Origin of the sequence: Mesorhizobium sp. AA22, assembly GCF_001672375.2 — a bacterium.
GTDB classification, from domain to species: domain Bacteria; phylum Pseudomonadota; class Alphaproteobacteria; order Rhizobiales; family Rhizobiaceae; genus Mesorhizobium; species Mesorhizobium wenxiniae.
The window spans coordinates 2,674,541-2,699,283 of sequence record NZ_CP048406.1 but is presented as its reverse complement, the minus strand read 5'-3'; the positions used below and the strand labels follow the sequence as shown (position 1 = coordinate 2,699,283).

At 62.3% G+C, this 24,743-nt stretch carries 23 protein-coding genes; 16 read left to right on the top strand and 7 right to left on the bottom strand.

Going from position 1 to position 24,743, the window contains the following annotated elements; all coding sequences use genetic code 11:
- Positions 1–21 precede the first annotated feature (21 nt).
- A complete protein-coding gene (locus tag A9K68_RS13190; protein WP_246811361.1) occupies positions 22–549 on the top strand; it encodes a YHS domain-containing (seleno)protein in 528 nt (175 codons plus the stop codon).
- Here the strand turns inward: A9K68_RS13190 and A9K68_RS13185 are convergent.
- A complete protein-coding gene (locus A9K68_RS13185; RefSeq protein ID WP_065009291.1) occupies positions 546–2,459 on the bottom strand; it encodes an adenylate/guanylate cyclase domain-containing protein in 1,914 nt (637 codons plus the stop codon). The genes A9K68_RS13190 and A9K68_RS13185 overlap by 4 nt on opposite strands.
- A gap of 653 nt (positions 2,460–3,112) precedes the next feature.
- Between A9K68_RS13185 and A9K68_RS13180 the strand changes: the two genes are divergently transcribed.
- A complete protein-coding gene (locus A9K68_RS13180) occupies positions 3,113–4,135 on the top strand; it encodes an IS110 family transposase (protein ID WP_065010339.1) in 1,023 nt (340 codons plus the stop codon).
- 407 nt (positions 4,136–4,542) lie between these two features.
- On the opposite strand, the gene A9K68_RS13175 is transcribed toward A9K68_RS13180, so the two are convergent.
- The 4 genes from A9K68_RS13175 to A9K68_RS31710 are packed head-to-tail and all read right to left on the bottom strand — an operon-like array spanning position 4,543 to position 8,920.
- Complete coding sequence (locus A9K68_RS13175) at positions 4,543–5,133, bottom strand: DUF447 domain-containing protein (protein WP_065010932.1); 591 nt, start codon at positions 5,131–5,133, stop codon at positions 4,543–4,545.
- A gap of 3 nt (positions 5,134–5,136) precedes the next feature.
- The gene (locus tag A9K68_RS13170) at positions 5,137–6,531 is read right to left on the bottom strand and encodes a DUF6513 domain-containing protein (protein ID WP_065010931.1); all 1,395 of its coding nucleotides are present in this window, start codon (positions 6,529–6,531) and stop codon (positions 5,137–5,139) included.
- On the bottom strand, positions 6,524–7,075 hold the full coding sequence (locus A9K68_RS13165; RefSeq protein WP_065010930.1) for a flavoprotein: 552 nt from the start codon (positions 7,073–7,075) through the stop codon (positions 6,524–6,526). Before A9K68_RS13165 ends, A9K68_RS13170 begins: the two co-directional genes overlap by 8 nt.
- A gap of 3 nt (positions 7,076–7,078) precedes the next feature.
- Positions 7,079–8,920, bottom strand: a complete 1,842-nt coding sequence (locus tag A9K68_RS31710) for a (5-formylfuran-3-yl)methyl phosphate synthase (protein ID WP_082982636.1) — start codon at positions 8,918–8,920, stop codon at positions 7,079–7,081.
- A gap of 225 nt (positions 8,921–9,145) precedes the next feature.
- Between A9K68_RS31710 and A9K68_RS13150 the strand changes: the two genes are divergently transcribed.
- The 6 genes from A9K68_RS13150 to A9K68_RS13125 all read left to right on the top strand — a co-directional run bounded on the left by A9K68_RS13150 (position 9,146) and on the right by A9K68_RS13125 (position 14,325).
- Positions 9,146–10,396 carry an ABC transporter substrate-binding protein gene (locus A9K68_RS13150; RefSeq protein ID WP_065010929.1) on the top strand — a complete coding sequence of 417 codons (1,251 nt, stop codon included), beginning with the start codon at positions 9,146–9,148 and terminating at the stop codon, positions 10,394–10,396.
- A gap of 65 nt (positions 10,397–10,461) precedes the next feature.
- On the top strand, positions 10,462–11,403 hold the full coding sequence (locus A9K68_RS13145; RefSeq protein WP_065010928.1) for a YVTN family beta-propeller repeat protein: 942 nt from the start codon (positions 10,462–10,464) through the stop codon (positions 11,401–11,403).
- Positions 11,361–11,936, top strand: a complete 576-nt coding sequence (locus A9K68_RS13140) for a hypothetical protein (RefSeq protein WP_246811360.1) — start codon at positions 11,361–11,363, stop codon at positions 11,934–11,936. Before A9K68_RS13145 ends, A9K68_RS13140 begins: the two co-directional genes overlap by 43 nt.
- Before the next feature lie 99 nt (positions 11,937–12,035).
- Entirely contained in the window at positions 12,036–12,824 is a 789-nt protein-coding gene (locus A9K68_RS13135; RefSeq protein ID WP_065010927.1) for an ATP-binding cassette domain-containing protein, read from the top strand.
- An 11-nt stretch (positions 12,825–12,835) separates the two neighbouring features.
- Entirely contained in the window at positions 12,836–13,696 is an 861-nt protein-coding gene (locus A9K68_RS13130) for an ABC transporter permease (RefSeq protein WP_065010926.1), read from the top strand.
- Positions 13,696–14,325, top strand: coding sequence for a hypothetical protein (locus tag A9K68_RS13125; protein ID WP_065010925.1), 630 nt, complete (start codon positions 13,696–13,698; stop codon positions 14,323–14,325). Before A9K68_RS13130 ends, A9K68_RS13125 begins: the two co-directional genes overlap by 1 nt.
- 26 nt (positions 14,326–14,351) lie before the next feature.
- Here A9K68_RS13125 and A9K68_RS13120 read toward each other — a convergent pair whose 3' ends face one another.
- Positions 14,352–14,552, bottom strand: coding sequence for a hypothetical protein (locus tag A9K68_RS13120; protein WP_065010924.1), 201 nt, complete (start codon positions 14,550–14,552; stop codon positions 14,352–14,354).
- A 398-nt stretch (positions 14,553–14,950) separates the two neighbouring features.
- Entirely contained in the window at positions 14,951–15,898 is a 948-nt protein-coding gene (locus tag A9K68_RS13115) for a LysR family transcriptional regulator (protein ID WP_065010923.1), read from the bottom strand.
- Between the two features lie 123 nt (positions 15,899–16,021).
- Between A9K68_RS13115 and A9K68_RS13110 the strand changes: the two genes are divergently transcribed.
- From A9K68_RS13110 to rpe, 8 genes are read left to right on the top strand one after another with little or no spacing between them, the layout of a single operon-like run.
- A complete protein-coding gene (locus tag A9K68_RS13110; RefSeq protein ID WP_065010960.1) occupies positions 16,022–17,068 on the top strand; it encodes a class 1 fructose-bisphosphatase in 1,047 nt (348 codons plus the stop codon).
- A gap of 5 nt (positions 17,069–17,073) precedes the next feature.
- On the top strand, positions 17,074–17,946 hold the full coding sequence (locus A9K68_RS13105) for a phosphoribulokinase (protein ID WP_065010922.1): 873 nt from the start codon (positions 17,074–17,076) through the stop codon (positions 17,944–17,946).
- A gap of 10 nt (positions 17,947–17,956) precedes the next feature.
- Positions 17,957–19,978 carry a transketolase gene (gene tkt, locus A9K68_RS13100; protein ID WP_065010921.1) on the top strand — a complete coding sequence of 674 codons (2,022 nt, stop codon included), beginning with the start codon at positions 17,957–17,959 and terminating at the stop codon, positions 19,976–19,978.
- A gap of 12 nt (positions 19,979–19,990) precedes the next feature.
- Positions 19,991–21,070, top strand: coding sequence for a class II fructose-bisphosphate aldolase (fba, locus tag A9K68_RS13095; protein WP_065010920.1), 1,080 nt, complete (start codon positions 19,991–19,993; stop codon positions 21,068–21,070).
- A 35-nt stretch (positions 21,071–21,105) separates the two neighbouring features.
- Positions 21,106–22,584 carry a ribulose-bisphosphate carboxylase large subunit gene (locus tag A9K68_RS13090; protein ID WP_065010959.1) on the top strand — a complete coding sequence of 493 codons (1,479 nt, stop codon included), beginning with the start codon at positions 21,106–21,108 and terminating at the stop codon, positions 22,582–22,584.
- 18 nt (positions 22,585–22,602) lie between these two features.
- Positions 22,603–23,037 (top strand): ribulose bisphosphate carboxylase small subunit, encoded by a 435-nt coding sequence (locus tag A9K68_RS13085; RefSeq protein ID WP_065010919.1) that lies wholly within the window; start codon positions 22,603–22,605, stop codon positions 23,035–23,037.
- Between the two features lie 8 nt (positions 23,038–23,045).
- Positions 23,046–23,990 carry a CbbX protein gene (gene cbbX, locus A9K68_RS13080; RefSeq protein ID WP_065010918.1) on the top strand — a complete coding sequence of 315 codons (945 nt, stop codon included), beginning with the start codon at positions 23,046–23,048 and terminating at the stop codon, positions 23,988–23,990.
- A gap of 54 nt (positions 23,991–24,044) precedes the next feature.
- Positions 24,045–24,731 (top strand): ribulose-phosphate 3-epimerase, encoded by a 687-nt coding sequence (gene rpe / locus A9K68_RS13075; protein WP_065010917.1) that lies wholly within the window; start codon positions 24,045–24,047, stop codon positions 24,729–24,731.
- Positions 24,732–24,743 lie beyond the last annotated feature (12 nt).

The following is a 24,743-nucleotide window of genomic DNA, read 5'->3' as shown; positions in this document are numbered from 1 at the left end:
GATAATTAGTGCCCGAACGGAATGACGCAGACGGCTTCGCTTGCCGCGGGGCTGGGAGCGGCCCGGGACGGTCAAATCAGGGAATTCGCCATGCACAATGTCTCTCGGCGAAATGCCATTCGCCTCGTTCTGGCGGTCACAGCCACCCTGTTTGCGACCTCGATGCCCTCTTTTGCCACGGAAGCGGTTCCGCTGGCGATCAAGGGTTATGACCCGGTCGCCTATTTCACCATCGGAAGCCCCACGCGCGGGCTGCCGGAGATCGAGTACGAATGGGATGAGCACCGCTACCTCTTCGCGAACGCCGAGCATCGCGAGCTTTTCAAGGCCGATCCTGTTCGCTACGCGCCAGAGTTCGGAAATTTTTGTGCAATGGCGCTGGCCCTGGGCGAGCTCGACGAGGCCAACCCGGAGAACTGGCTGATCAGCGACGGAAAGCTTTATATTTTCGGCAAACCGGCCCCGATGGGACCCGCGCTCTTCCTGCAGGACCTTGCCGCGAACATCGCGAAGGCCAACCAGAACCGCGCGCTACTTCAAGGACATTAGCGGTTCATTCTCTCGGCCGGTGGCAGGTCGCCTGTGACGGGGTAGAGGCGGGCCTTGCGGAATCCGTCGCGCAGATGTTCGAGATCGCCAGCGCTTAGAAACTTGGTTCCGAACTCCTGCGGGTCGAAGGTTGGGTCGATGCGGCGTATCATCGTCACGACACGCGCGGCGTCCTCCGCTCGATCATCTTGTGCATAGGCGGCCGCCAGCAGGATACGGCTGAAGTTCGCGCCTGCGGTTGTTCGAAGACTAAGTTCCGCCTGTTCGATCGCCGCGTCGTAACGCCGTTTCAGATAGTAGGCCAGGCTCAGCGCAAAGCGATCGATCGCATTGAGATCGGGGTCGATACGCTGCGCCTGCTCCAAGGCCTCGATCGCCGCATCCGTCTGTCCCAGCCACAACAGGATGGTGCCGCGCCCGGCGAGGCCGTGAGCATCGTTCGGATTGATCGCAATGGCGCGCTCGATCTCAACCTCTGCCTGGTTGTATCTCTGACGAAAGAGGTGGATGTGGCCGAGAGTGATGCGCGCGCGCACGTCGGAATCATCAAGGCTCAGCGCCTTGATTGCCAGTTCCTCGGCACGGCTCAGGAAGGCGGTTGGCGATTCCGCCCAGCCCATCGAGCTGGCAATGTGATAGGTTTCGGCAAGTGCCGCATATGCAGCAGCGTAGTTCGGGTCAAGCTCGATGGCGCGTCTGAGCAGGGCGCGCGCCTCCACATTGTTTGCATGCGTCGGGCTTTGCAATGCCGGCCTGGCGCGCAGCACGTAATCATAGGCTGCGAGATTTTCGGTTGGCTTCGCGAACACGCGATTTTGCTCAATCCGGGTCACGCGAATCGCCAGGACTCTGACGATGCGAGTGACAATGTTGTCCTGCAGCGCGAACACGTCCGCCAGCGCCTCCTCGAAGCGTGCAGACCAAATCACCCGTCCCTGCCTTGTGTCGACGAGTTGCGCGATGACCCGCACGCGGTCGCCGGTCTGGCGGACGCTGCCTTCGACCAGATAGTTGACGGCGAGACCGCGGCCGATCTCCTCCGGGCTTGCGGGCTTTCCCTTGTAGGGGAAGACAGCGTTCCACGACATTACGGTCAGCGCGGAGAACCGACCCAGTGCGTTGATGATATCCTGCGTCAATCCATCCGCGAAATACTGACGAGCCGAATCGTCGCCCTGGTTCAGGAACGGGAGAATGGCGATCGCGGGTTTCGTGCTGACTTCAGCACTTTTTGTGAATTGATCGCCAGAGCGCAGAATGCTGAGAAATTTCCACTCAGAGCCAAGACCGGCCCACAGCGCGCCTACAATAAGCAAAATCATCAGAGCCAGAGCGGCGAACAATCCCCGGCGCCAGCCGGCGGGCGCCGGAGCGGCCGTGGCGTCGAGCCGCACGCGAAAGCCGCGCACCGGCCGAGCGATGTTCTTGAGCTTCTGTTCGCCGATATCCTCAAAGGCAATGTCGAGCTTGCCTTGCACGTCTTCCTGCACGCGGCCCGAGACGCAGATGCCGCCAGGCTCCGCGAGCCCCTCCAAGCGAGCCGCCACGTTGACGCCATCCCCGAAAATGTCGTCATCCTCGATGATGATGTCGCCGACATTGATGCCGACGCGGAACTCGATACGTTGTCCTGCCGGCACCGCGACATTGCGTTCCGCCATGCCGCGCTGAATCTCGACGGCGCAGCGCACGGCCTCGACCACACTCGGGAACTCGACCAGCATCCCATCGCCGGTGGTCTTGACAATCCGCCCGCGGTGTTCGTTGATCTTTCGGTCGACCAGAGCACGCCGATGCGCCTTCAGCTGGGCGAGCGTACCTTCCTCGTCGTTGCCCATCAGCCGGCTGTAGCCGGAGATGTCGGCCGCTAGAATGGCCGTAAGTCGCCGCTCTACATGCTCGGTTGACAATCCGACTCTCCCCCGTGCGCTTCGGCCACCTTTTTCCGATAGCTCTGGGCTAAGCACTACGGAACCTGGGGCTCCGTAGTGCTTAGCCCCAAGGAGCCCCAATCGAAGGCGAGCGTCGCGCCCACCGCTGGGGCGGTGGAACCGCGAACGCTATGACCTGCTCGGCCACACCCTCACCGATCTTTTGGCCCGCAACCACATCGGAGCGAAAATGGACCCCGGCCCACATGCGCGCGTCGGCCGCCTGCTTGGCTGTCACGCTCCATCAGCGCGGAGTAGCCCACCACATCGGCAGCAAGAATGGCAGCAAGCTTGCGATCCACGACGGCGTTCTTTAAGACCACCTATGCCCGAGGAATGCACCATAGCAGAAGTCGGAGGCATTGTATCGCCGCAAGGCCCTTTGGCTGTGCATGCACCGGAAGGTCTGGAATGGGTCAGGAATTCTGGTTCGGCTCAATGTCTGGTTTCTGGAAGGAAATGCGTCCCTGAAGGTCAGGATTGGGTCAGGTCGAGACTTCAAGCGCCCCAAGCAAAACGTCAGCTATTACCATCCGGAAGTCCCGAAGCTGTCAGTCCGCTTCTGATGCGGTGGACGGCTCTCCTCCGCCTTGCGGCTATAGTCGCTGGGCCAGAGCTGGAGGAGAGCTGAGATGGACAAGGGTACGACGATTGGTCTGGATATCGCGAAGTCCGTGTTTCAAGTCCACGGCGTAGATGCCGTGGGCCAGGTTGTCATTCGAAGGAAGCTGACCCGTGGGCGAGTGCTGGGGTTCTTCGAGAAGCTGCCGCGATGTCTGGTCGGGATCGAAGCCTGCAGTTCCTCGCACTATTGGGCGAGAGAGCTGACCGCACGAGGTCATGATGTGCGACTGCTGCCGGCACAGTATGTGAAGCCCTATTTGAAGCGACAGAAGAACGATGCGGCCGATGCCGAGGCCATCTGCGAGGCGGTGACCAGGCCGACCATGCGCTTCGTCCCGGTGAAGTCACCCGAGCAGCAGAGCGTGATGATGCTGCACCGGGTTCGGTTGATGCTCAACCGCCAGCGCACGCAGATATCGAACGCGTTGCGGGCCCATCTGTCCGAGTTCGGAGTCGTGGCGCCGATCGGGCGGATCGGGATCGAGCAACTGCTTGTCGTCATTAACGACGATAACGACACGAGGATACCGGCTGACGCGCGGCTCTGTCTGCGGATGCTCGAGGCGCAGCTCACAGTCGTGAAGGCACAGATCCTCGAGAACGATCGCAGGGTGCGGGCGAGTGCACGAGAGACCGAGCTGGGTCGCAGGTTGATGGAGATACCAGGGGTGGGCCCGCTGTTGGCGAGTGCGTTCGTCGCGACCGTCGCCGATCCGCTCGCATTCAAGTCGGGGCGATGCCTCTCGGCCTGGATCGGGCTCGTTCCCAAGCAGAACTCAAGCGGGGGCAAGGAGAAGCTCGGCAGCATCTCCAAAGCCGGCAATCGATACCTGCGCCAGCTGCTCGTGGTCGGAGCGATGGCGGTCATCCGCTATGCCGAGCGGCACGGGACGAGGCGACCCTGGCTCGTGCAGCTGATGGCCCGACGAACGACGAAGGTGGCGGCGGTCGCGCTCGCCAACAAGACCGCCCGGATGGTCTGGGCACTGATGACGAACGGCGAGCGCTACAAGGAGCCGATCATCGCATAAATCGAGATAGGGCGAGTGATCGCCGACGAGTTGGAAAGGGCGAACAGGAGCTAATGCACAGAGCCGGTTGAAACCGCCGGATCAGGAAAACCCACTGGGGCCGTGCACCTCGAGTGCGAGCTTTCGATCGGGACCTGAGCCGCGCGAATGGCATTATGGCCAGCGGCGCGTGAAAAGCCGCACTTACAGGTCGGATACATGGCCGCACCAACCAGCAACTGCAAAATGCTCAAATAAACCCTTGCCAACGGAGAGCCGTCCATACACGGCCCCCCAGTCCAGTCATCGTGCATACCGGGCTCAATGCCCGCAAAAGGATCGAAAACTGCCGTTTGAGATCAGGGGCCACCGCCACCGCGTACCATGCTAAAACGCATCAGCCCGGACGCTTACCCAGCACATCCGGTTCACCCCCGCGCATCCTCGCCGCTGGCATCCTTGACCGACAGCTGCTCGCCGACACGCTGCATCAGCCAGCCCCAGGCTTCCTTTTCGCCCTCGCCCGCGGTCTTTTCGATGGCAATCGAAAGGTAGGCGATTTCCGCCTCGATCTTGTCGCGCGGCAGCATGCCGAGCCGGCTGACCAGGATCGCCAGTTCCAGCACCGCCGCCTTGGCGCGGTTGAAGCCGGCGAACGGCGCATGCGTTTCCTCCTGCACCACGCGGCAAAAATGGCGAGGCCGCATGGCATCGTCATCGACGCTTTCGACTTCGAGGACCGAATGGGCGAGCGCCGCTGCGAGCCGCGGCACCGCAAAGCCGTCGATGGCAACGGTTGGCCAAAGCTTGCGGCCGGTCAGGCAGCCGGCAAAGATGCGCACGTCATCGGTGTAATTGGCAATGGCGAACGGCACTTCGGCGAGATTGTCGAGCGTGATCGACGGTCGAAACGGCGCGATGACCCAGCCGTCCTTCTCGGCGATTATGCCGATCGGCGCGATGTGGACGTCGCCGGCTTTGTTGACCGTGGTGATGATCGATTCGCGAATGTAGGGCATGGTTTAGCGCTCTTTCTTCGCGCGAAGCGTGTGGCCCGCCTCGGCAAGACGGCTGCGGTCGGTTTCGGGAGCCGGCGCGGCAACGCCCCATGCGAGCGGCTCGTCCTGCACATAGCGCTTGCCGAGGCGCCACGCGATCTCGGCCTTCATCAGCTCCGCGCCGAGATAGAACGCGTGTGCTCCATCCGCTTCAACGCCGAGCCCGGCAAAGAGTTCGAACGCATCCTTGGCAACCGCATGCCCCTTGCCGTTGAAAACATGGATGCCGTCCTCGGCAGTCATGATGCGGAAGTTGGTGTCGCGCACCTCCGCCGCGAGTGCTGCGATATCCTCGGTCGAGGCCGTAAACGGCTTGCGGTCGTGAACCTGCAGCAGCCCTGGATGGTAACTCCGCGGCAGCGCACCGTCACTCTTGGCGGCAAACAGGATGCGGCGGGCAATGTCGTGCTCCTCGATCGTTCGCAGCGTATGCGGGCTGACATGCACGGCAAGCACGTTTCGGATCTGAAGTTCCGAGCAGAGCCCGGCTAGAACGGCGGTAACGCCGGAACTGTCGGCGTCGGTCAATTCGGTGAGATTGCCGGTGCCCATCAGCAGTTCGACCTCGGGCCAGCGGCGGCGCGCCTCGATGAAGCGCCCGAGTGAGGCGGCAAAGCCGAAATGGATCGGGTCGAGCACGGGATCGGCGATGAAGGCGATGCCGGCCTTTTGCGCCGCTTCGATGGCCCGTCCGAGCGAATCCAGGTCGCCGGGGGTGGACGGGATCAGCACCGGTACAGCCTTGTGGTCGAAGGCCAACGGCAGCGTGTTCTCATCGAGGCTGAGAAGATAGTCCGCACCGGCGCGTGCGCCGATCGACAGTTCGTCCGTGCTGGCAGAATCGACACTGACCAGAAATCCCTGTGCCTTCAACTCCAGCACGGCCGCTTCCAGCAATGGAAACGGCGTTTCCGGCAGGCAGCCGAGATCGATGACGTCGGCGCCGGCCGCAGCCAGCATCCTTGCCCTCGCCACCAGCGCCTCGATCGATAGCATCGGCGCATCAACGATTTCGGCGAAGATGCGCATGTCGTGACGCGAAAGGTCGGGCGGCTCGCCCGCCCGGCCGAGAAAGGTCGGCAGATCGGCGATCTCGTCGGGGCCGCGTATGAAGGGCACGCCGAAATGCTCCGACAGATGCTCGATGTCGCCGCGATAGCGGCCGGGCAGGATGAGGCGGTCGATGCCGCCCGTCAGGCTGAGCCGCCGCTTGATGATGTCTTCGCTCATCAGCGCCGCAACCTTGACGCCGATGTCGATGATCTCCCAGGCAAATTCGGTTTCGCCCAGTCCGGCCAGCAGCCTTTCCAGCCGGACTTTTGCCAGATGGCCGGTAAGAAAGACCAGCCGCTCAGCCATGGCGTGCGAGTTCGGCGTAGCGCCGTCTGACCGAGGCTTCGAGATCGGCAAGCGACTCGACCACCTGTGTTCGCTCAAAACTCTTCAGCTGGTTGGTATTCTCCAGGTCGATCCTGCGCGGATAGACCTTGACCAGCCCATGCGGCGCCATGGTTTCGAGTTCCGGCGCGGTGTCGCAGGCAAAGACGATGGCCGGCACCCGGCATTTTCCCGCCTGGGCAAAGACGTTGGTGGCGAGCGTGTCGGAAATGCCGTGCACGCATTTGGCGACCGTATTGGAACTGGCCGGCGCCACCACAACCGTGTGATAGACACCGTGATAGAATTCCCCGACCGGGATCGCGCTCGCCGTCTTGTCGTGCAGGACGCGCGTCGTCTCCGGGAAATCGAGCTTGAGCTTGTACATGCGCAGCACTTCGTTGGCGGCTTTCGACACAAAGACATCGCAATGCTCTATCTGGTGAATGAGTGCGAAGCTCTCCGTAAAAAAATGACCGGAACCGGTCAAAACCCATGCCCAGCGCGGCGTATGCAGCGTCGCCATCGCCTACCCTGCTTTTCTTGCCGACCGGATCGGAGCCGCGATCCGGATCCCGGGCAGATTGCCCGACGCGAGCAGCGCCCCGGCTTCGGCTGCATCTTTCGGACCGGCGAGATGGAAATCGACACCGTCGGGCAGCATAGCGGCGAAGCCGGCATCGACGATGCCTCTGACTGCCAGGCCGTCGATCGTGTCGCTGCCGAAGAAGGCGCCGGTCTGCTTGATCAGCAGCAGCGTATTCGCGCCGAGCTTGCCGGCAAGCCAGGCGGCAAGAGAATCGGAGGTAATGTCCCAGGACGCCGGAATGTCCGGCGCCGACAGGGCCAATGACGACGGCAGCCACACCGGTACCCTCCCTTCATCCAACCCTCGAACCATTTCTTCCAGCGACCGTGCCGGCGCCAGCCTTTCGTCACGGTCGAGTATGACCTGGCCGAACTGCTCCATGGCGAGGATCGCCATGGCGTGGGCAGCGGTATCGGAAAAATCCATCCGGAACTGCGTCTCACGCACCTGGTCGGCGAAGAGGCCGCCGCCGGGCACGATGACGATAGGCAGCTTGGAACCCGCCAGCGCCGCGATCCAGCTTTCCATTTCCGCCGCATGGACCGTGCTGCCGCCAAGCTTGACGACGGACGGCTTGACGGCGGCTCGCCTGATGGCCTCAGGCCTTTCTTGTCGCGGCTGGGAGGCAGCGATTTGGCCTTTTCGGCCGGCAGGGCCGGAGGCGACGCCGCGGCCTGCCGCTTGGCGCTTGCGTTCGATCTCGACGCCGACGCCGCCTGGGCCGAGTTCGAGTTTTTCCACCCTTACCGTGACGCGCACGACACGCGGGCTCTCCAGAATGTAGGTCGCCACCTGCTCGGCCAAGGCCTCGCTGAGCTGGACGTGGCCCCGCGCGACGATGGTGCGAATGCCGTCCATGATGATGTCGTAGGAGAACACATGGCGCATGTCTTCGGGATGGTCGGTGACTTGCAGCACGTCGGCGGTCACGTCGAAACGCACCTTCTGTGTATGGCCGTGCTCGAAGCTGTAAGCGCCGATCTGAACCGGCAGGACAAAGTCCCGCACGAAGATCTTGTCGGTGCCCAGTGTCGGGTCGGTGCCCGGCGAATAGCCCCTCGCCGCCAGCAGGCGGTAGTCGACGCTCGACGGGCCGCCGGCCCAGGATTCTTCCGGGACCAATTCGCGGATCTGCGCAACGGCCTCGGCACTGATCGAACCCACGCGGCCGGAGTGGCCGCACAGTGCCCCGCGAAAGCCGAGAAAATCGGGAGCGAAGGGCAGCAGGCGCGGGATATCAGGGGTTTCCAGCGATCCGCTCAGGCCAACAATCAGACCGAGCGATTTGGCTCGATCGATGAAACCCGGGATACGCTCGGGCGGCAGATGGTCGAGCAGCCGCCCGTTTGCCTTGATCGCAGTGTCGACCATGGCGCCATGGAAGCGATGTTTGGCAAGCATCGGCAGAAGCTCGAAATCCGGCGCCAGGTCGGCGAAAAGCACGGCGATCAGTTTCGTTCGCGCGGCGAGCGGCTCGAGCGCCGCCGCGCAGGCGGAGACATTTTCCGACGGGAAAAAGCCTATCTTGACGTAATCGACGCCGGTCGCGGCGATCTCTTCGGCCTTGCCGCGGATTGTCTCCGGTTCCATCGGCAGGTCGCCGCAGACCGCGCTGACCGGCGCCCGGCCGGCGATGAATGAAATCGTCCGGCGGATGGTTCGCGTGGATACCGCGCCCAGCGCCCCCGCCTTCGGATCCTTCAGGTCGACGATGTCGACGCCACCCGAAAGCGCGATCTCCGCCTCGTCGACGCCGGTGACACTGGCCAGCATTCTGGTCATTGGAAGACTTTCTCCGGCATGAGGGACAGGGCGCTCTCGGGTCCGGAGACCGAAATCCGCTCAGTTGCGCTTCCGGCGAGCAGGCATGCCACTAAAGCAGACGCGAGAAGTCCACTTTCAGGGTTTGATAAAATTTGCGGGTCAGCTAAGCTCATCACGGGCACCTTGACTTCGCGCCGGTCCGGCAACAATCGGACTTTAGCGCAAGAACGGGTAATTTTATCGATGACGAGCGCGGTGCCGGGCACTCTCGCGGCCTTTTTGTGCTTTTTTTCCCTGACCGTCAACGTTCCGGGCGCGCTGGCCCAGGAAGCGACGGGCAAGCAACCGGCCGCAACGGCCAAGCCGGAAAAAAAGCTGACCGAAATCAAGATAGGCTATTTACGCGCCTATGCGCCGCAGCTCGCTTTGTCGGTGCTCGACGTCCCGCCCCGCGATGAAGGCGTTGCCGGCGGCAATGTCGCGATTGCCGACAACAACACGACCGGCAGCTTCCTCGGCCAGAAATTCAGCCTCGACGTGATCGAGGTAAAGCCGGACGCGGATGTCGTTGCGGCCTTCCAGGAAATGATCGCCAAAGGCGACCGCTACGTAATCACAGACCTCTCGGTCAAACAATTGCTGTCGATCGCCGACCTTGCCCGCGACAACGGCGTTCTGATCTTCAATGCCGGCGCCACCGACGACAGTCTTCGCGAGGAGGAATGCCGCGCCAACATCTTCCACACCATCCCGACGCGCAGCATGCTGGCTGACGGGCTGGCGCAATATCTGATCTGGAAGCAATGGCGGCGCTGGGTGCTGATCTACGGCTCGCACCAGCGCGACCAGCTTTTTGCCGAGGCCCTGCGCCGGGCGGCGACGCGCTTCGGCGGCGAGATCGTCGGCGAAAAGCTGTTCGAGGATACCGGGACGGCACGGCGGACCGATTCCGGCGTCGTCCAAATCCAGCGGCAGATGCCTGTCTTCACCCAGGATCTGCCGGAGCACGATGTGTTGCTGGTCGCCGACGAAAGCGAGGTGTTCGGCACCTATGTTCCGTTCCGCACCTGGACTCCGCGGCCGGTCGCCGGCACCGCCGGCCTCACCCCGTCGGCCTGGCATCCGGCCAGCGAGCAATGGGGCGGCACCCAGATCCAGAACCGCTTCGCCAAGGCAAACGGCCGCCGCATGATGTCGAAGGATATGGCGGCATGGACCGCGGTGCGCATCCTCGGCGAGGCGGCGACCCGCACGCAGGGTGCCGACCCGCGCAAGATGGCCGACTTCATCCGCTCCGACGATTTTTCGATCGCCGCGTTCAAGGGGCAGAAACTGACTTTCCGCAAGTGGAACCAGCAGTTGCGGCAGCCGATCTTCCTCGGCGACAACAGGTCGGTCGTCTCGACGTCGCCGCAGGAAGGTTTTTTGCACCAGGTGTCGGAGCTCGATACGCTCGGGGTCGATGAACCCGAAACAAAATGCGTGCTTGAGTAGAACCAATTGGGAGGAATTCAGTGCAGAGACGAGCTTGCGCACTCGCCATTCTCGCGACCGGCTTCATGGCCTGTCCAGCGTCGGCCTACATGGCCTATGTTTCCAACGAGAAGGACAACACGATGTCCGTCGTCGACACCGCGACGATGCAGGTGGTGAAGACCGTCAATGTCGGGCAACGTCCGCGCGGCATCACCATCTCGCATAACGGCAAGCACATTTATCTCTGCGCCAGCGACGACGATTCGATCGAGGTGATCGACACGGCGTCGCTGGAGATCGTCGATACCTTGCCCTCCGGGCCCGACCCGGAGCTCTTCGTGCTCTCGCCTGACGGCAAGACGCTTTATGTCGCCAATGAGGACGACAATCTCGTCACCGTCATCGACATCGAGAATAAGAAGGTGCTGGCTGAAATTCCGGTCGGTGTCGAACCGGAAGGCATGGGCGTCAGCCCGGACGGAAAGATCATGATCAATACGTCCGAAACGACAAACATGGCGCATTTCATCGATACGTCGACCCACGAGATCACCGACAACGTGCTGGTGGATGCGCGTCCGCGCTTCGTCGAGTTCACCCCCGACGGCAAGCAGGCCTGGGTGACTGCCGAGATCGGCGGCACTGTTTCGGTGATCGACAATCAAACGCGCGAAGTTGTCCAGAAGATCACCTTCGAGATTGCCGGCCTGAGGGCCGAATCGATCCAGCCGGTCGGTGTGCGCATCACCGCCGACGGCAAGAAAGCCTATGTAGCGCTCGGACCGGCCAACCGCGTCGCGGTGATCAACACGCAGACATACGAGGTCGAGAAATACGTGCTGGTCGGCCAACGCGTCTGGCAGCTCGCTTTCACTCCGGACCAGAAAACCATCATCTCGACCAACGGCGTGTCGAACGACATCACCTTCATCGACGTGGAGACCGACGAGCCGGTGCAGTCGGTGACCGTCGGCGCGCTGCCATGGGGCGTCGTCGTCTCGCCCAATTTGAATCAACCCAATTGAATCAAACAGACAGAAAAACAGCAGAAGGGCAGGAAATCATGCGGATATTTCGGGCCGTCACTTTCGCTGCGCTGGTCGGCATGGCACTCACGCAGGGCCAGGTCTGGGCGCAGGACCATGACGACGACGCAGCTGCCGGTGCGGCCACCAAAACTGACGCCAGCCCCGAAGCCGAGAAGGCAACCCGGGCCAGCAAGGACGTGCCGGAACTTATCCTCGGCAGCAAGGAAGACCAGTTCACCGCCAACCAGAAGGACTTCCAGCTGATTGCCGGCCAGGGCTATCGCTGGAAGATCACCGCGGCGGGCGGGCTGGAGTACAAATTCCATACCGACCTCTTCCGCAATGTGTGGAACAACCAGATCGTGATCAATGACCTCGAGGTGCACATGAACGGCGCACCCGCGTGGCTCGAATTCGACGCCGACGGCACCATCCAGGTGCAGTTCACCACCGTGAGGCCCGGCATCTACACATGGTCGGTGCCCGACCTCGCCGACAGAGGCATGAAAGGCACAATCACGATCAAGTAGGGTCACCGGAAAGCGGGACCTTCGCGATCGGGCCCGGTGCGCTAGACTCCTGGTGCGCTAGGTGCGCTAGACTATCGTCGACGACAAGGAGCCAGCCGCGTGCAGCATGTGAGGACAAGCGGACCAGGAGATGAGGTGGCGGCGCTCGACGTGGTCGGCGTCAGCCATTCCTATGGTCCGAAGCGGGCGCTCAACGACGTCTCATTCTCGATCGCGCCGGCGACCTTCACCGTCCTTCTCGGCCTTAACGGCGCCGGCAAGACAACTCTGTTCTCGCTGATCAGCCATCTTTACGACACGCGCCGCGGATCGATCCGCATCTTCGGTCATGATGTCAGCCGCGCTTCTGGCGAAGCACTCAGGCGTGTCGGCATCGTGTTCCAGGCCCGCACGCTCGACCTCGATCTCAGTGTCCACCAGAACCTCTCCTATCACGCCGCGCTGCATGGCATCGGCGGACGCGAGGCCCGGCAGCGCATTGCCGCGCTGCTCGATACGGTCGACATGCAGGGCCGTCAGCATGACAAGGCACGCAGTCTTTCCGGCGGCCAGATGCGGCGCATCGAGATCGCCAGGGCGCTGCTCCACCGCCCTTCCCTGCTGCTGCTCGACGAGGCGACCGTCGGTCTCGACATCCAGTCGCGTGCGGGCATTCTCGCCACCATCCGCAAGCTCGTCGAAACCGAGGGCATTGGCGTGCTGTGGGCGACGCATCTGATCGACGAGGTCAAAGACGGCGACCATGTCGTCGTGCTGCGGCAGGGCGAACTGGTCGCCAAGGGCAAGGTTGCCGATGTCGTCAGGACGAGCGGCGCCGGTTCGATCGGCGACGCCTTTTCGAGGCTCAGCCGCATCGAGGCAGCCGGCATCGCGGAGATATCGCCATGAGCGCTCCCGCAATGCCCGAGAAAGTCGCCGGCATCATCCCGGTGAAGTTCGAAAAATTCGGCCTGCGCCATTATCTCATTTGCCTCAAAGGCGTCGTCCTGCGGGAGTGCCTGCGCTTCCTGCACCAGCGCGAGCGCTTCATATCCTCGCTGGTTCGGCCGCTCATCTGGCTGTTCATTTTTGCCGCCGGATTCCGGCAGGTGCTCGGCGTATCGATCATCCCACCCTACAAGACCTACGTGCTCTACGAGGTCTACATCACGCCGGGCTTGTGCGGCATGATCCTGCTGTTCTCAGGCATGCAGTCTTCGCTGTCGATGGTTTATGACCGCGAGATGGGCAACATGCGCACCCTTTTGGTCAGCCCCTTCCCGCGCTGGTTCCTGCTGGTGTCGAAGATGCTTGCCGGCGTCTCCGTATCGATTGCGCAGGTCTATGCGTTCCTGATCGTTGCCTGGTTCTGGGGCGTCAAGGCGCCGCCGATCGGCTATCTCATGGTGCTGCCGGCGTTGTTCTTGTCGGGCATGATGCTTTGCGCGCTCGGCATGCTTTTGTCGTCGATGATCAAGCAGCTCGAAAACTTCGCCGGCATCATGAATTTCGTCATCTTTCCCGGCTATTTCGCTTCTCCAGCGCTCTATCCTTTGTGGCGCATCCAGGAGGCGAGCCCGCTGCTTTACAAAATCTGCCTCGCCAACCCGTTCACCTATGCCGTCGAACTGATCCGCTTCGCCTTCTACGGGCAGGTTAACTGGCTGTCGCTGGGCGTCGTGGCCGGCTGCACGCTGCTGTTCCTTGCCGCCGCAATCATCGCCTACGACCCTTCGCTAGGCCTGATGACCCGCAAACAGGACACGGGAGGAAATGCCTGATGGCACGAATGAGCCTTGTTCGCTGCCTGGCTGTGGTTGCCATTCTCGCGCCGAGCGTGAATGCCAAGGCGGCGAACACCGATCCTGACTGGCCCTGCATACAGCGCAAGGTGCCGCAACTCTCGCTCGGCCAGATCTGGAACGGGCCGGAGCTGCCGCCAGCGGCGAAGGATTTGTCGAAGGACCCCGCCGTCTCCGCTCTGGTCGAGGAGGCGGCAGCCCGGCGGATACCGATTGCCGAAGCCCAAAAGAAGATCAAGGATTTCGCTGCCTCGCTGCCGGCCGAGCAGCTTGCGCCGAAAATGGCGATGCTGGTGCAAGGCATGTTCGATTACATGGACGCCGAGCGTTCGCACGTGATCTCAGGCATTGCCCGTTACGCCCACAAGCAACTCGAAATGGCCGCCGCGTTGCGCAAGGAAGCGTCCGACGTCGATGCGTTGCGGGCAAAGCCGGATGCAGATCCCGACGAGATCGAACGGCGAACCGAACAGCTGAAATTCGCAACGCGAATTTTCAATGAACGCGTCCAATCACTGACTTACGTCTGTGAAGTGCCGACGATCATCGAGCAGCGGCTTTATCAATTGTCCAAGGCGGTCTCGGAAACACTTGCCGCGAAGAAGTAGAACCTCATCGACCTTCGCGGCGGATCTCACGATCCCCGGCCGGGCAGCACGCGCCAGCGCTGCACGAAATAACCGGGATGCGTCTCGATCCACTGGGCGACCAGCGGCTGCACCTGCATGAAGGCGGTCCCGGGATTCATCGCCAAGCCGTCCACCATCTGTTCGCGTTGTTCACAGGTCTGCGGCACATCCGTCAGGCAGACCATCATAACGAGCGTGTAAAGCATTACCCCTTGTCCCCATCGAATCCCGAACCCCATGCCCGGGAGGTTTCAGTGATACTGACCAGTCTGCAGGGTTCGCACATACAGATTGCTTACGGGTGTGAAAGGACGTGGCCCTGCTCTTTCGCACTGCAACATAACATGCCGCTTATCTAACGCCAACGCTCGCCGAGGCGTTCTCCAGAGCAAATCACTTCAGGTTGGCGCTGCCTCAATGTGGCGCCGACGTTTCCAGTGCCGATGATTCCGACCTTCACGGCATGTCGTCGATGTCGTCAGACCGGCAGCCCGTTCTGCTTACGCAGGCTCCTGTCGAATGCGAATGCGGGGCGAAACGGCGCAGGAAACTGACCTGGCGCCGAACAAGTTGTAGGCTAGCAGAAGCGCATTGGGGCCGCGCGCTAGATCGCGCGACCTCGTTCGTGCGGATAGAGCTTGCCGAACATGGGCAGGTACATCGCGCCTTTGCGCATCAGGAAGTCGTGGAACGTCGCCATGGCAGGCGAGATCGCGTGATCGCTGCGCATCACCGAAAACCATTGCCGGCGGATCGGCATGCCGACAACGTCGAGGATGACCAGCCGGCCGGCTTCGGTTTCGGCGGCGATGGTATGGGCAGAGATGAAGGCAATGCCGAGCCCGGCCATCACCGCCTGCTTGATCGTCTCGTTCGAGTCCATCTCGACGCCGAGATCGTCGATGCGGCCGGGCACGTCGCTCAGGAATATCTCCAGCGAGATGCGCGTGCCGGAGCCGGGCTCGCGAATGAGGAAATGCTCCTCGGCGATCCGCTCCTTGGATATCTCGCGTGCCGAGGCCAGCGGGTGGTCGGGCGGCGCGATGATGACCAGCGGGTGATCGCCGAAGACCGAGGCACGGACCGGGACTTCCTTCGCGGGGCGTCCCATCAGCGCAATGTCGATGTCGTGGTTCTTCAGACTGTCGATCGTTTCGGCGCGGTTGCCGATGGCAAGCCGCATGTCGATGTCGGGATGCTCCTTCATGAAGCCGGCCATGAGCCGCGGCGCGAAATATTTGGCGGTGGAAACGACGCCCAGCCTCAAGCTGCCGATGCGCACGCCCTTGATCGCATCCATCCTGTCTTCGAGCAGGCGAAGCCGCTCTTCGATCGCCTGCGCCGTCTCGACGAAGGCCAGACCTGCGGCAGTGGGACGCATGCCGTCCGACGTCCGGTCGAACAAGGCCAGTTGGAACTCCTCCTCGACTTGCCGCAACTGGATCGTCAGCGCTGGAGGAGACAGGCCTAACGCCTTGGCCGCGCTGACGATTTTTCCGTGGCTGATGATTGCCTGAACTGTCTTGAATTGCTTGAGCGTGAGGTTTCTCATGCGAGATACTAAAATTTTTTTAGTGTAAAAGTAAAGTTATTGAATTTTACTTATCCGGTGGTGTTTGTTCTTATTCCCCTGTCCGGCCGACCCGAGGAGAGGCGGCTGGATCGGGAGGTTACGATGCCAGCGGCAACGCTCGATGCTTTTCTGAATTCCTATCTCGGCCCGCCGGACGAGCTGCGCTCCGCGGTGGTGGCGACTGTCCGCCAGCTGACGCAGGCCGCTACCAATATCCGCAACACTATCAATCAAGGGGTGCTCGGCACCGCCTTTGCCGGGGCCCGCGGCGCCAATGCCGATGGCGACATCCAGAAGGATCTGGACATCTTCGCCGACGACATCTTCCTCGACGCCATGCGCCACGCTCCGGTCGCGCTCTACGCCTCCGAGGAACTGGAGCAGCCGGTCCTGCTCGACAGGCAAGCGCCTCTCGCCATCGCCATCGACCCGCTCGACGGCTCCTCCAACATCGACACCAACGTGTCGATCGGAACGATCTTCTCGCTCCTCCCTGCAACTGGCGCGCCGGACGAAAATCTGGCCGCCTCTTTTTTGCAGGCAGGCGTGAACCAGCTGGGGGCCGGTTTCTTCATCTACGGGCCGCAGCTGGCACTGGTTCTGTCGCTCGGCAGCGGTACGCATGTCTTCGTCCTCTCGACCAGGCTCGGCACCTTCGTCCAGGCCTACGAGAGCCGGATCATCCCGCAGCGCACCCAGGAGTTCGCCATCAACGCCGCCAACTACCGGCATTGGGACGAGGCAGTGCGGCTCTACATCGACGACTGCCTCGAAGGCACCGAAGGCCCACGAGAGAAGGAGTTCAACATGCGCTGGATCGCCTCCCTGGTCGCCGACTGCTATCGCATATTGATGCGCGGCGGCGTATTCCTGTATCCAGGCGACAAGCGCAAGGGTTATCGCCAGGGACGGCTGCGCCTCGTCTACGAGGCCAACCCGATCGCCTATCTCATCGAACAGGCGGCCGGTGCCGCTACCGATACGATCACCCGCATCCTCGAAATCGAACCCGAGAGCCTGCACCAGCGCGTCCCCGTGGTGTTCGGATCGGCGCGGGAAGTCGCGCGCATCACCCGCTATCACACCGAGCCCAGCGCCATCGGCGAGCGTGCGCCGCTGTTCAGCCGCCGCGGCCTGTTCAGGGCTTGAGCATCATGTCGGCAAAGCACCCCATCATCACCATCACCGGGTCGTCGGGCGCAGGCACCACCTCGGTCAAGCGCATCTTCGATCTGATCTTCCGGCGCGAGAATATCGAGGCCGCCTTCATCGAGGGCGACGCTTTCCATCGCTACGACCGTGCCACGATGAAGGTGAAGGTGGCCGAGGAGGAGAAGGCGGGCAATCCGAACTTCACCCACTTCAATGCCGCGGCCAACGAACTCGGAATCCTCGAAGAGGTGTTTGAGGAATATGGCCGCCGGGGAACCGGAAAGACCCGCACCTACATCCATGACGAAGACGAGGAGAAGCAGTACGGCACGCCGCCGGGACAATTTACCGAATGGCGCGAATTCCCGCCGAGCGATCTGCTCTTCTACGAGGGCCTGCATGGCTGCGTCGTCACCGACAAGATCAACCTGGCCAGGCACGCTGACCTCAAGATCGGCGTGGTGCCGGTCATAAATCTCGAATGGATCCAGAAGATCCATCGCGACCGGGCAACGCGCGGCTATTCCACCGAGGCGGTGATGGACGTGATCCTGCGCCGCATGCCGGACTATGTCCGCTACATCGTCCCGCAGTTCTCGCAGACCGCCATCAACTTCCAGCGCGTGCCGATCGTCGACACGTCCAACCCATTCATCGCGCGCTGGATTCCGACGCCCGACGAATCGATGCTGGTGATCCGCTTCGCCAACCCCCGCGGCATCGATTTCCCCTACCTGCTTTCGATGATCCACGACTCGTTCATGTCGCGGCCGAATTCCATAGTGGTGCCAGGCAACAAGCTCGACCTTGCCATGCAGCTGATCCTGACGCCGCTCATCCTGCAATTGATCGAACGCAAGAACCGTGTGTCGTGAGGAGGACGCCATGAACAGCCAAGCAGCAGCATTGAAGCCCGTCGCAGCCGTCTCGGAGCGCGACATGGCGAATGCCATTCGGGCACTGGCGATGGACAGCGTCCAAAAGGCCAATTCCGGTCATCCTGGCATGCCGATGGGCATGGCCGATGTCGCGACGGTACTATTCAGCCGCTTCATCAATATCGATCCGTCGGCGCCCAACTGGCCCGATCGCGACCGCTTCGTGCTTTCGGCCGGGCACGGCTCGATGCTGCAATATGCGCTGCATTTCCTGCTCGGCTACGACGACATGCGGATCGAGGAACTGCAGCGGTTTCGTCAGCTGGGCAGCCGTACCGCCGGACATCCGGAATATGGCCATGCGCTTGGCATCGAGACGACCACCGGGCCGCTTGGACAAGGCATCTCGACCGCCGTCGGCATGGCACTGGCCGAACGCATGCTTGCTGCCCGCCACGGCGCCGATCTCGTCGACCATTTCACCTATGTGATCGCCGGCGACGGCTGCCTGCAGGAAGGCATCAGCCATGAGGCGATCGACCTTGCCGGTCACCTGAAGCTCTCCCGGCTGATTGTCTTTTGGGACGACAATGCGATCTCGATCGACGGACCGACTTCGCTGTCGACATCGATGGACCAGCCGGCACGGTTCAAAGCCGCCGGATGGCATGTCCAATCGGTGGACGGCCACGATATGGAGGCCGTCGCTGCGGCAATCGAAGCAGCACAGCAGTCGGATCGACCATCTCTGATCGCCTGCCGCACGATGATCGGCAAGGGCGCGCCCAATCTGGGCGGCTCGGAAAAGACACATGGCGCACCGCTGGGCGATGCAGAGATCGCCGCGACGCGCGAAAACATCGGCTGGGCCTACGCGCCGTTCGAGGTGCCGGACGACATCCTGTTCGCCTGGCGCGAGATTGCCGAGCGCGGGCAAGCGGCGCGGCACGCCTGGGAGCAGCGGCTTGCCGCCTCGCCTCAGCGTCAGGCCCTCGAGAGCGCGGTCGCCGGCAACCTGCCCGACACAGTCTTCGAAGCGCTCGGCGCTTTCCGCAAGGAGCATGTCGAGAAGGCGACCAAGGTTGCAACGCGAAAAGCCTCCGAAATGGCGCTCGGCGCAATCAACGCCGCGACCGACCTGACAGTCGGCGGCTCCGCCGATCTGACGCATTCGAACCTGACGATCACCAAGGGCATGGATCGCATAGCGCCGGATGACTATGCTGGCCGTTACATTCACTACGGCATCCGTGAGCACGGCATGGCCGCGGCCATGAACGGAATCGCGCTGCATGGCGGCTTCGTGCCTTATGGCGGCACGTTCCTGTGTTTCGCCGACTATGCGCGCGGCGCGATGCGGCTCTCAGCGCTCATGGGCCAGCGCGTTATCTATGTGATGACGCATGATTCCATCGGGCTCGGCGAGGACGGCCCGACCCACCAGCCGGTCGAGCACCTGGCGATGCTACGGGCGACGCCGAACCTCAACGTCTTCCGGCCGGCCGACATCATCGAAACGGCGGAGTGCTGGGAACTGGCGCTGAAGAGCAAGAACCGGCCGAGCGTGCTGGTGCTCTCGCGCCAGAACCTGCCGATGCTGCGCCAAGCACACAGCGAGGAGGCACACAGCGACGAGAACCGGTCGAGCCAGGGCGCCTACATCCTGCGCGAGCCAGCCGAGCACCGCGCCGTGACGCTGATCGCCACCGGCTCGGAGGTCGAGATTGCCGTTGCCGCCGCCGAACGGCTGGAAACCGAACACCGCATCGCCGCCGCGGTCGTTTCGATGCCATGCTGGGAGCTCTTCGAGGAACAGGATGCGGACTACCGCAAGGCCGTCCTCGGCTCGGCGCCGCGCATTGCCATCGAAGCCGCGGCGCGGCTCGGCTGGGATCGCTGGATCGGCGACACCGGCGCTTTCGTCGGCATGGCCGGTTTCGGCGCCAGCGCCCCTGCCCCGGATCTCTACCGGCATTTCGACATCACGCCCGAAGCCGTCGCCGCAGCGACGCTGAAGCTCATCATCTAGGAGGACCCGATAATGGCCCGCATCACCCTTCGCCAGCTTCTCGACCATGCCGCCGAGCACGGCTATGGCGTGCCCGCATTCAACATCAACAACATGGAACAGGGCCTCGCCATCATGGAGGCGGCCAAGGCCTGCGACGCGCCGGTCATTATCCAGGCGTCGCGCGGCGCCCGTTCCTATGCCAACGACATCATGCTGGCCAAGATGATGGAGGCGTTGACCGAAATGCATCCGGCCATTCCGCTATGCATCCATCAGGATCACGGCAACAACGAAGCCACCTGCCTTTCGGCGATCCGCCACGGCTTCACCTCGGTGATGATGGACGGGTCATTGATGGCGGACGCCAAGACGCCGGCGAGCTACGATTACAACGTCGCCATCACCGAACGTGTCGCACGCATGGCGCATTGGGTCGGCGCTTCCGTCGAAGGCGAGCTCGGCGTGCTCGGCTCGCTGGAAACCGGCCAGGGCGAGGCCGAGGATGGCCATGGCGCCGAAGGTGCGCTTTCCCACGACCAGCTTTTAACCGATCCCGATCAGGCGGTCGACTTTGTCACCGCCACCCAGGTCGACGCGCTGGCGATCGCCTGCGGCACTTCGCATGGCGCCTACAAATTCAGCCGCAAGCCGGACGGCGGCATCCTGGCCATGCAGGTGATCGAGGCGATCCACCAAAAGCTGCCCAACACGCATCTGGTCATGCATGGTTCTTCCTCGGTGCCGCAGGAACTGCAGGACATCATCAACAAATATGGCGGCGAGATGCCCCAGACCTTTGGCGTTCCGGTTGAAGAGATCGAGCGCGGCATTCGCTACGGCGTGCGCAAGGTCAACATCGACACCGATTGCCGCATGGCCATGGCCGGGCAGTTCCGCCGCATCGCTACAAAGGACCCGCGCGAATTCGATCCGCGCAAATTCCTGAAACCCGCCATGGACGCCTTGCGCGATCTTTGCCGCGATCGCTTCGAACGCTTCGGCACCGCGGGCAACGCCTCGAAGATCAGGGTTATCGCCATGGACGAGATGGCCAAACGTTACGCCGCGGGAAAGCTCGACCCGCAAATCGCAACCGCGAAAGCCGCCTGAGCGGCAACAGGAGACCTGTTATGAACAAGATCGACATGCCGTCAGCAGGCACCCTCAAGGAAGGCAAGGAACGCTACAAGTCGGGCGTCATACCCTACAAGAAGATGGGTTACTGGGAGCCGGACTATCGGCCCAAGGAAACCGACCTGGTCGCCATGTTTCGGATCACGCCGCAGCCCGGCGTCGACCACGAGGAGGCGGCCGCCGCCATCGCCGGTGAATCCTCTACCGCGACATGGACCGTGGTGTGGACCGACAGGCTGACCGCCTGCGAGCTCTACCGCGCCAAGGCGTTCAGGTCCGAGCCGGTGCCGAACACAGGTCCCGGCACCAGGACCGAGCAACAGTACTTCGCCTACATCGCCTACGACCTCGACCTGTTCGAGCCGGGCTCAATCGCCAACCTGACTGCATCGATCATCGGCAACGTGTTCGGCTTCAAGGCGGTCAAGGCCTTGCGGCTCGAGGACATGCGCATCCCGGTGGCTTACCTCAAAACCTTCCAGGGCCCGGCGACCGGCATCGTGGTGGAACGCGAGCGGCTCGACAAGTTCGGCCGGCCGCTGCTCGGCGCGACGACGAAGCCGAAGCTTGGCCTTTCAGGCCGCAACTACGGCCGCGTCGTCTATGAGGCGCTGAAGGGTGGCCTCGACTTCGTCAAGGACGACGAGAACATCAACTCGCAGCCCTTCATGCACTGGCGCGACCGCTTCCTCTACTGCATGGAGGCTGTGAACAAGGCGTCGGCCGCTACCGGCGAAGTCAAGGGCCATTATCTCAACGTCACCGCCGGCACGATGGAGGAGATGTACGAGCGAGCCGAATTCGCAAAACAGCTTGGCTCCTGCATCATCATGATCGACCTCGTCATTGGTTACACGGCGATCCAGTCGATGGCCAAATGGGCACGCCGCAACGACATGATCCTGCACCTGCACCGCGCCGGCAACTCGACCTATTCGCGCCAGAAGAACCACGGCATGAATTTTCGCGTCATCTGCAAATGGATGCGGATGGCCGGCGTCGATCACATCCATGCCGGCACCGTGGTCGGCAAGCTGGAAGGCGACCCGCTGATGATCAAGGGTTTTTATGACACGCTGCGCGAGGAGCGCACGCCGCAGAATCTCGAAACCGGGCTGTTCTTCGATCAGGAGTGGGCCTCGCTCAACAAGGTGATGCCCGTTGCCTCGGGCGGCATCCATGCCGGCCAGATGCACCAGCTGATCCATTATCTCGGCGAGGACGTCATCCTGCAGTTCGGCGGCGGCACGATCGGCCATCCGGACGGCATCCAGGCCGGCGCGACGGCCAATCGTGTCGCGTTGGAGGCGATGATCCTCGCCCGCAACGAGGGCCGCGATTATCTGCGCGAAGGGACCAAAATCCTCGAGCAGGCGGCCAGATGGTGCACGCCGCTGAAGGCGGCCCTGGAGACCTGGAAGGACGTCACCTTCAACTACGAATCGACCGACACGGCCGACTTCGTGCCAACCGCAACGCCCAGCTTCTAGACGAAAGGAACCGTCGCCATGATGACCAATCCGGGAAACAAGGTCACGCAGGGACAGTTTTCATTCCTGCCCGACCTGACCGATGAGCAGATTTCGGCGCAGATCAAATACGCGCTGAAAAACCACTGGGCGGTCAGCGTCGAGTACACGGACGATCCGCATCCGCGAAACACCTATTGGGAAATGTACGGCAACCCGATGTTCGACCTGAAGGACCCGGCGGGCATCCTGCTTGAAGTCAACAGCTGCCGGAAAGCCATGCCCAACATGTATGTCCGGGTCACCGCCTTCGATTCGACCAAGGGCTGGGAAGCGCCACGCATGTCGTTCATCGTCAACCGGCCGCCCAACGAACCCGGGTTCCGGCTGCTGCGCCAGGAGCGCGACGGCCGCAGCCAGGGTTATTCGATCGTGCCTTATGCGACCGACAGGCCCGAAGGCGAGCGGAGCTAGCCGAAACCATGCTGGATGCGATAGCAAAGGGCGCTGCCGCGCAGGACGAATTGGTTGATCTGCAGGCCGAGTTCGAGGCGTCTAACATCGACGAGGTGATGGACAAGCTCGACCGCGAACTCGTTGGCCTGAAGCCCATCAAGACCCGCATCCGCGAGATCGCGGCGCTGCTCCTGGTCGACCGGCTTCGCCGCAAGTTCGGCCTGACCTCGGGCGCGCCGACGCTGCACATGAACTTTACGGGAAATCCCGGCACCGGAAAGACCACCGTGGCGCTCAGGATGGCCGAAATCCTGCATCGTCTTGGCTATGTCCGCGAAGGCCACATGGTCGCGGTGACGCGAGACGATCTCGTCGGCCAGTATGTCGGCCACACCGCGCCCAAAACCCGCGAAGTGATCAAGCGCGCCATGGGCGGGGTGCTTTTCATCGACGAGGCCTACTATCTCTACAAGCCCGAGAACGAACGCGACTACGGCCAGGAATCGATCGAAATCCTGCTGCAATGCATGGAAAACAACCGTGACGACCTGGTCGTGATTCTTGCCGGTTACAAGAACAAGATGGACCGCTTCTTCGACAGCAATCCCGGCATGCGCTCCCGCATCGCCCACCACCTAGATTTTCCCGACTACGGCGTCAGCGAACTCAAATCGATCGCCGAGATCATGCTGGCGGAACAGAATTACCGTCTCAGCGAGGCGGCGGCCAAGGCGCTCGAAGAGTATCTCCCGATACGCATGCGGCTGCCGCATTTCTCCAACGCCCGCTCGGTCCGCAATGGGCTCGACCGGGCGCGGCTTCGCCAGGCCAACCGGCTTTTCGCGTCGCGCGACCGGGCGTTGACGAAAACCGACCTTATCACCATTGAAGAATCCGATATTCGCGGCAGCCGCGTGTTCGCGGAAGGTAAGCTCGAAGGCGAACCGGAGACGAAGGCGCTGACAAGATGACGCCAGTTGGTGTGCAGCGACCGGCAACGGTAGACAGAATGGGAGCCGACGACCATGGGTACTAAGACAATCATCGCGCCCTCGGTGCTTTCTGCGGATTTCTCGCGGCTCGGCGACGAGGTCGAAACGGTCGTCCGGGCGGGTGCCGACTGGATCCATCTCGACGTGATGGACGGCCATTTCGTGCCCAACATCACCTTCGGCCCGCCGGTGATCAAGGCGATCCGCGACCGAACGGACAAGATCTTCGACTGCCATCTGATGATCGCGCCGGCAGATGCATATCTCGCCGCCTTCGCCGATGCCGGCTGCGACATCATCACGGTGCATGCCGAGGCCGGGCCGCATCTCGATCGTTCGCTGCAGGCGATCAGGAATCTTGGCAAGAAGGCCGGCGTATCGCTGAACCCGTCGACGCCGGAAAGTGTCATCGAATATGTGCTCGACCGGCTCGATCTGGTGCTTCTGATGACAGTCAATCCGGGTTTCGGCGGCCAGGCTTTCATTCCGGCGGTCGTCGACAAGGTCAGGCGGATCAAGGCACTGATCGGCAACCGCCCGATCGACATCGAGATCGACGGCGGCGTCACGCCCGAAACCGCGCCCCTGGTCACCGCGGCCGGGGCCAATGTGCTGGTTGCCGGCTCGGCCATTTTCAAGGGTGGCACCGAGGCTGCCTATCGCGCCAATATCGGCGCCATCAGACAGGCAGCCGACGGGGCGATCCGGAAAGCCGCGTAAACCATTTCATCG

Excerpts from the sequence above, each read along its gene's own strand:
- A9K68_RS13190 (WP_246811361.1), top strand. The coding sequence starts at position 22 with ATGACGCAGACGGCTTCGCTTGCCGCGGGGCTGGGAGCGGCCCGGGAC.
- A9K68_RS13180 (WP_065010339.1), top strand. The coding sequence starts at position 3,113 with ATGGACAAGGGTACGACGATTGGTCTGGATATCGCGAAGTCCGTGTTT.
- A9K68_RS13175 (WP_065010932.1), bottom strand. The coding sequence starts at position 5,133 with ATGCCCTACATTCGCGAATCGATCATCACCACGGTCAACAAAGCCGGC.
- A9K68_RS13170 (WP_065010931.1), bottom strand. The coding sequence starts at position 6,531 with ATGGCTGAGCGGCTGGTCTTTCTTACCGGCCATCTGGCAAAAGTCCGG.
- A9K68_RS13165 (WP_065010930.1), bottom strand. The coding sequence starts at position 7,075 with ATGGCGACGCTGCATACGCCGCGCTGGGCATGGGTTTTGACCGGTTCC.
- A9K68_RS31710 (WP_082982636.1), bottom strand. The coding sequence starts at position 8,920 with ATGACCAGAATGCTGGCCAGTGTCACCGGCGTCGACGAGGCGGAGATC.
- A9K68_RS13150 (WP_065010929.1), top strand. The coding sequence starts at position 9,146 with ATGACGAGCGCGGTGCCGGGCACTCTCGCGGCCTTTTTGTGCTTTTTT.
- A9K68_RS13145 (WP_065010928.1), top strand. The coding sequence starts at position 10,462 with ATGGCCTGTCCAGCGTCGGCCTACATGGCCTATGTTTCCAACGAGAAG.
- A9K68_RS13140 (WP_246811360.1), top strand. The coding sequence starts at position 11,361 with ATGGGGCGTCGTCGTCTCGCCCAATTTGAATCAACCCAATTGAATCAA.
- A9K68_RS13130 (WP_065010926.1), top strand. The coding sequence starts at position 12,836 with ATGCCCGAGAAAGTCGCCGGCATCATCCCGGTGAAGTTCGAAAAATTC.
- A9K68_RS13125 (WP_065010925.1), top strand. The coding sequence starts at position 13,696 with ATGGCACGAATGAGCCTTGTTCGCTGCCTGGCTGTGGTTGCCATTCTC.
- A9K68_RS13120 (WP_065010924.1), bottom strand. The coding sequence starts at position 14,552 with ATGCTTTACACGCTCGTTATGATGGTCTGCCTGACGGATGTGCCGCAG.
- A9K68_RS13115 (WP_065010923.1), bottom strand. The coding sequence starts at position 15,898 with ATGAGAAACCTCACGCTCAAGCAATTCAAGACAGTTCAGGCAATCATC.
- A9K68_RS13110 (WP_065010960.1), top strand. The coding sequence starts at position 16,022 with ATGCCAGCGGCAACGCTCGATGCTTTTCTGAATTCCTATCTCGGCCCG.
- A9K68_RS13105 (WP_065010922.1), top strand. The coding sequence starts at position 17,074 with ATGTCGGCAAAGCACCCCATCATCACCATCACCGGGTCGTCGGGCGCA.
- tkt (WP_065010921.1), top strand. The coding sequence starts at position 17,957 with ATGAACAGCCAAGCAGCAGCATTGAAGCCCGTCGCAGCCGTCTCGGAG.
- fba (WP_065010920.1), top strand. The coding sequence starts at position 19,991 with ATGGCCCGCATCACCCTTCGCCAGCTTCTCGACCATGCCGCCGAGCAC.
- A9K68_RS13090 (WP_065010959.1), top strand. The coding sequence starts at position 21,106 with ATGCCGTCAGCAGGCACCCTCAAGGAAGGCAAGGAACGCTACAAGTCG.
- A9K68_RS13085 (WP_065010919.1), top strand. The coding sequence starts at position 22,603 with ATGATGACCAATCCGGGAAACAAGGTCACGCAGGGACAGTTTTCATTC.
- cbbX (WP_065010918.1), top strand. The coding sequence starts at position 23,046 with ATGCTGGATGCGATAGCAAAGGGCGCTGCCGCGCAGGACGAATTGGTT.
- rpe (WP_065010917.1), top strand. The coding sequence starts at position 24,045 with ATGGGTACTAAGACAATCATCGCGCCCTCGGTGCTTTCTGCGGATTTC.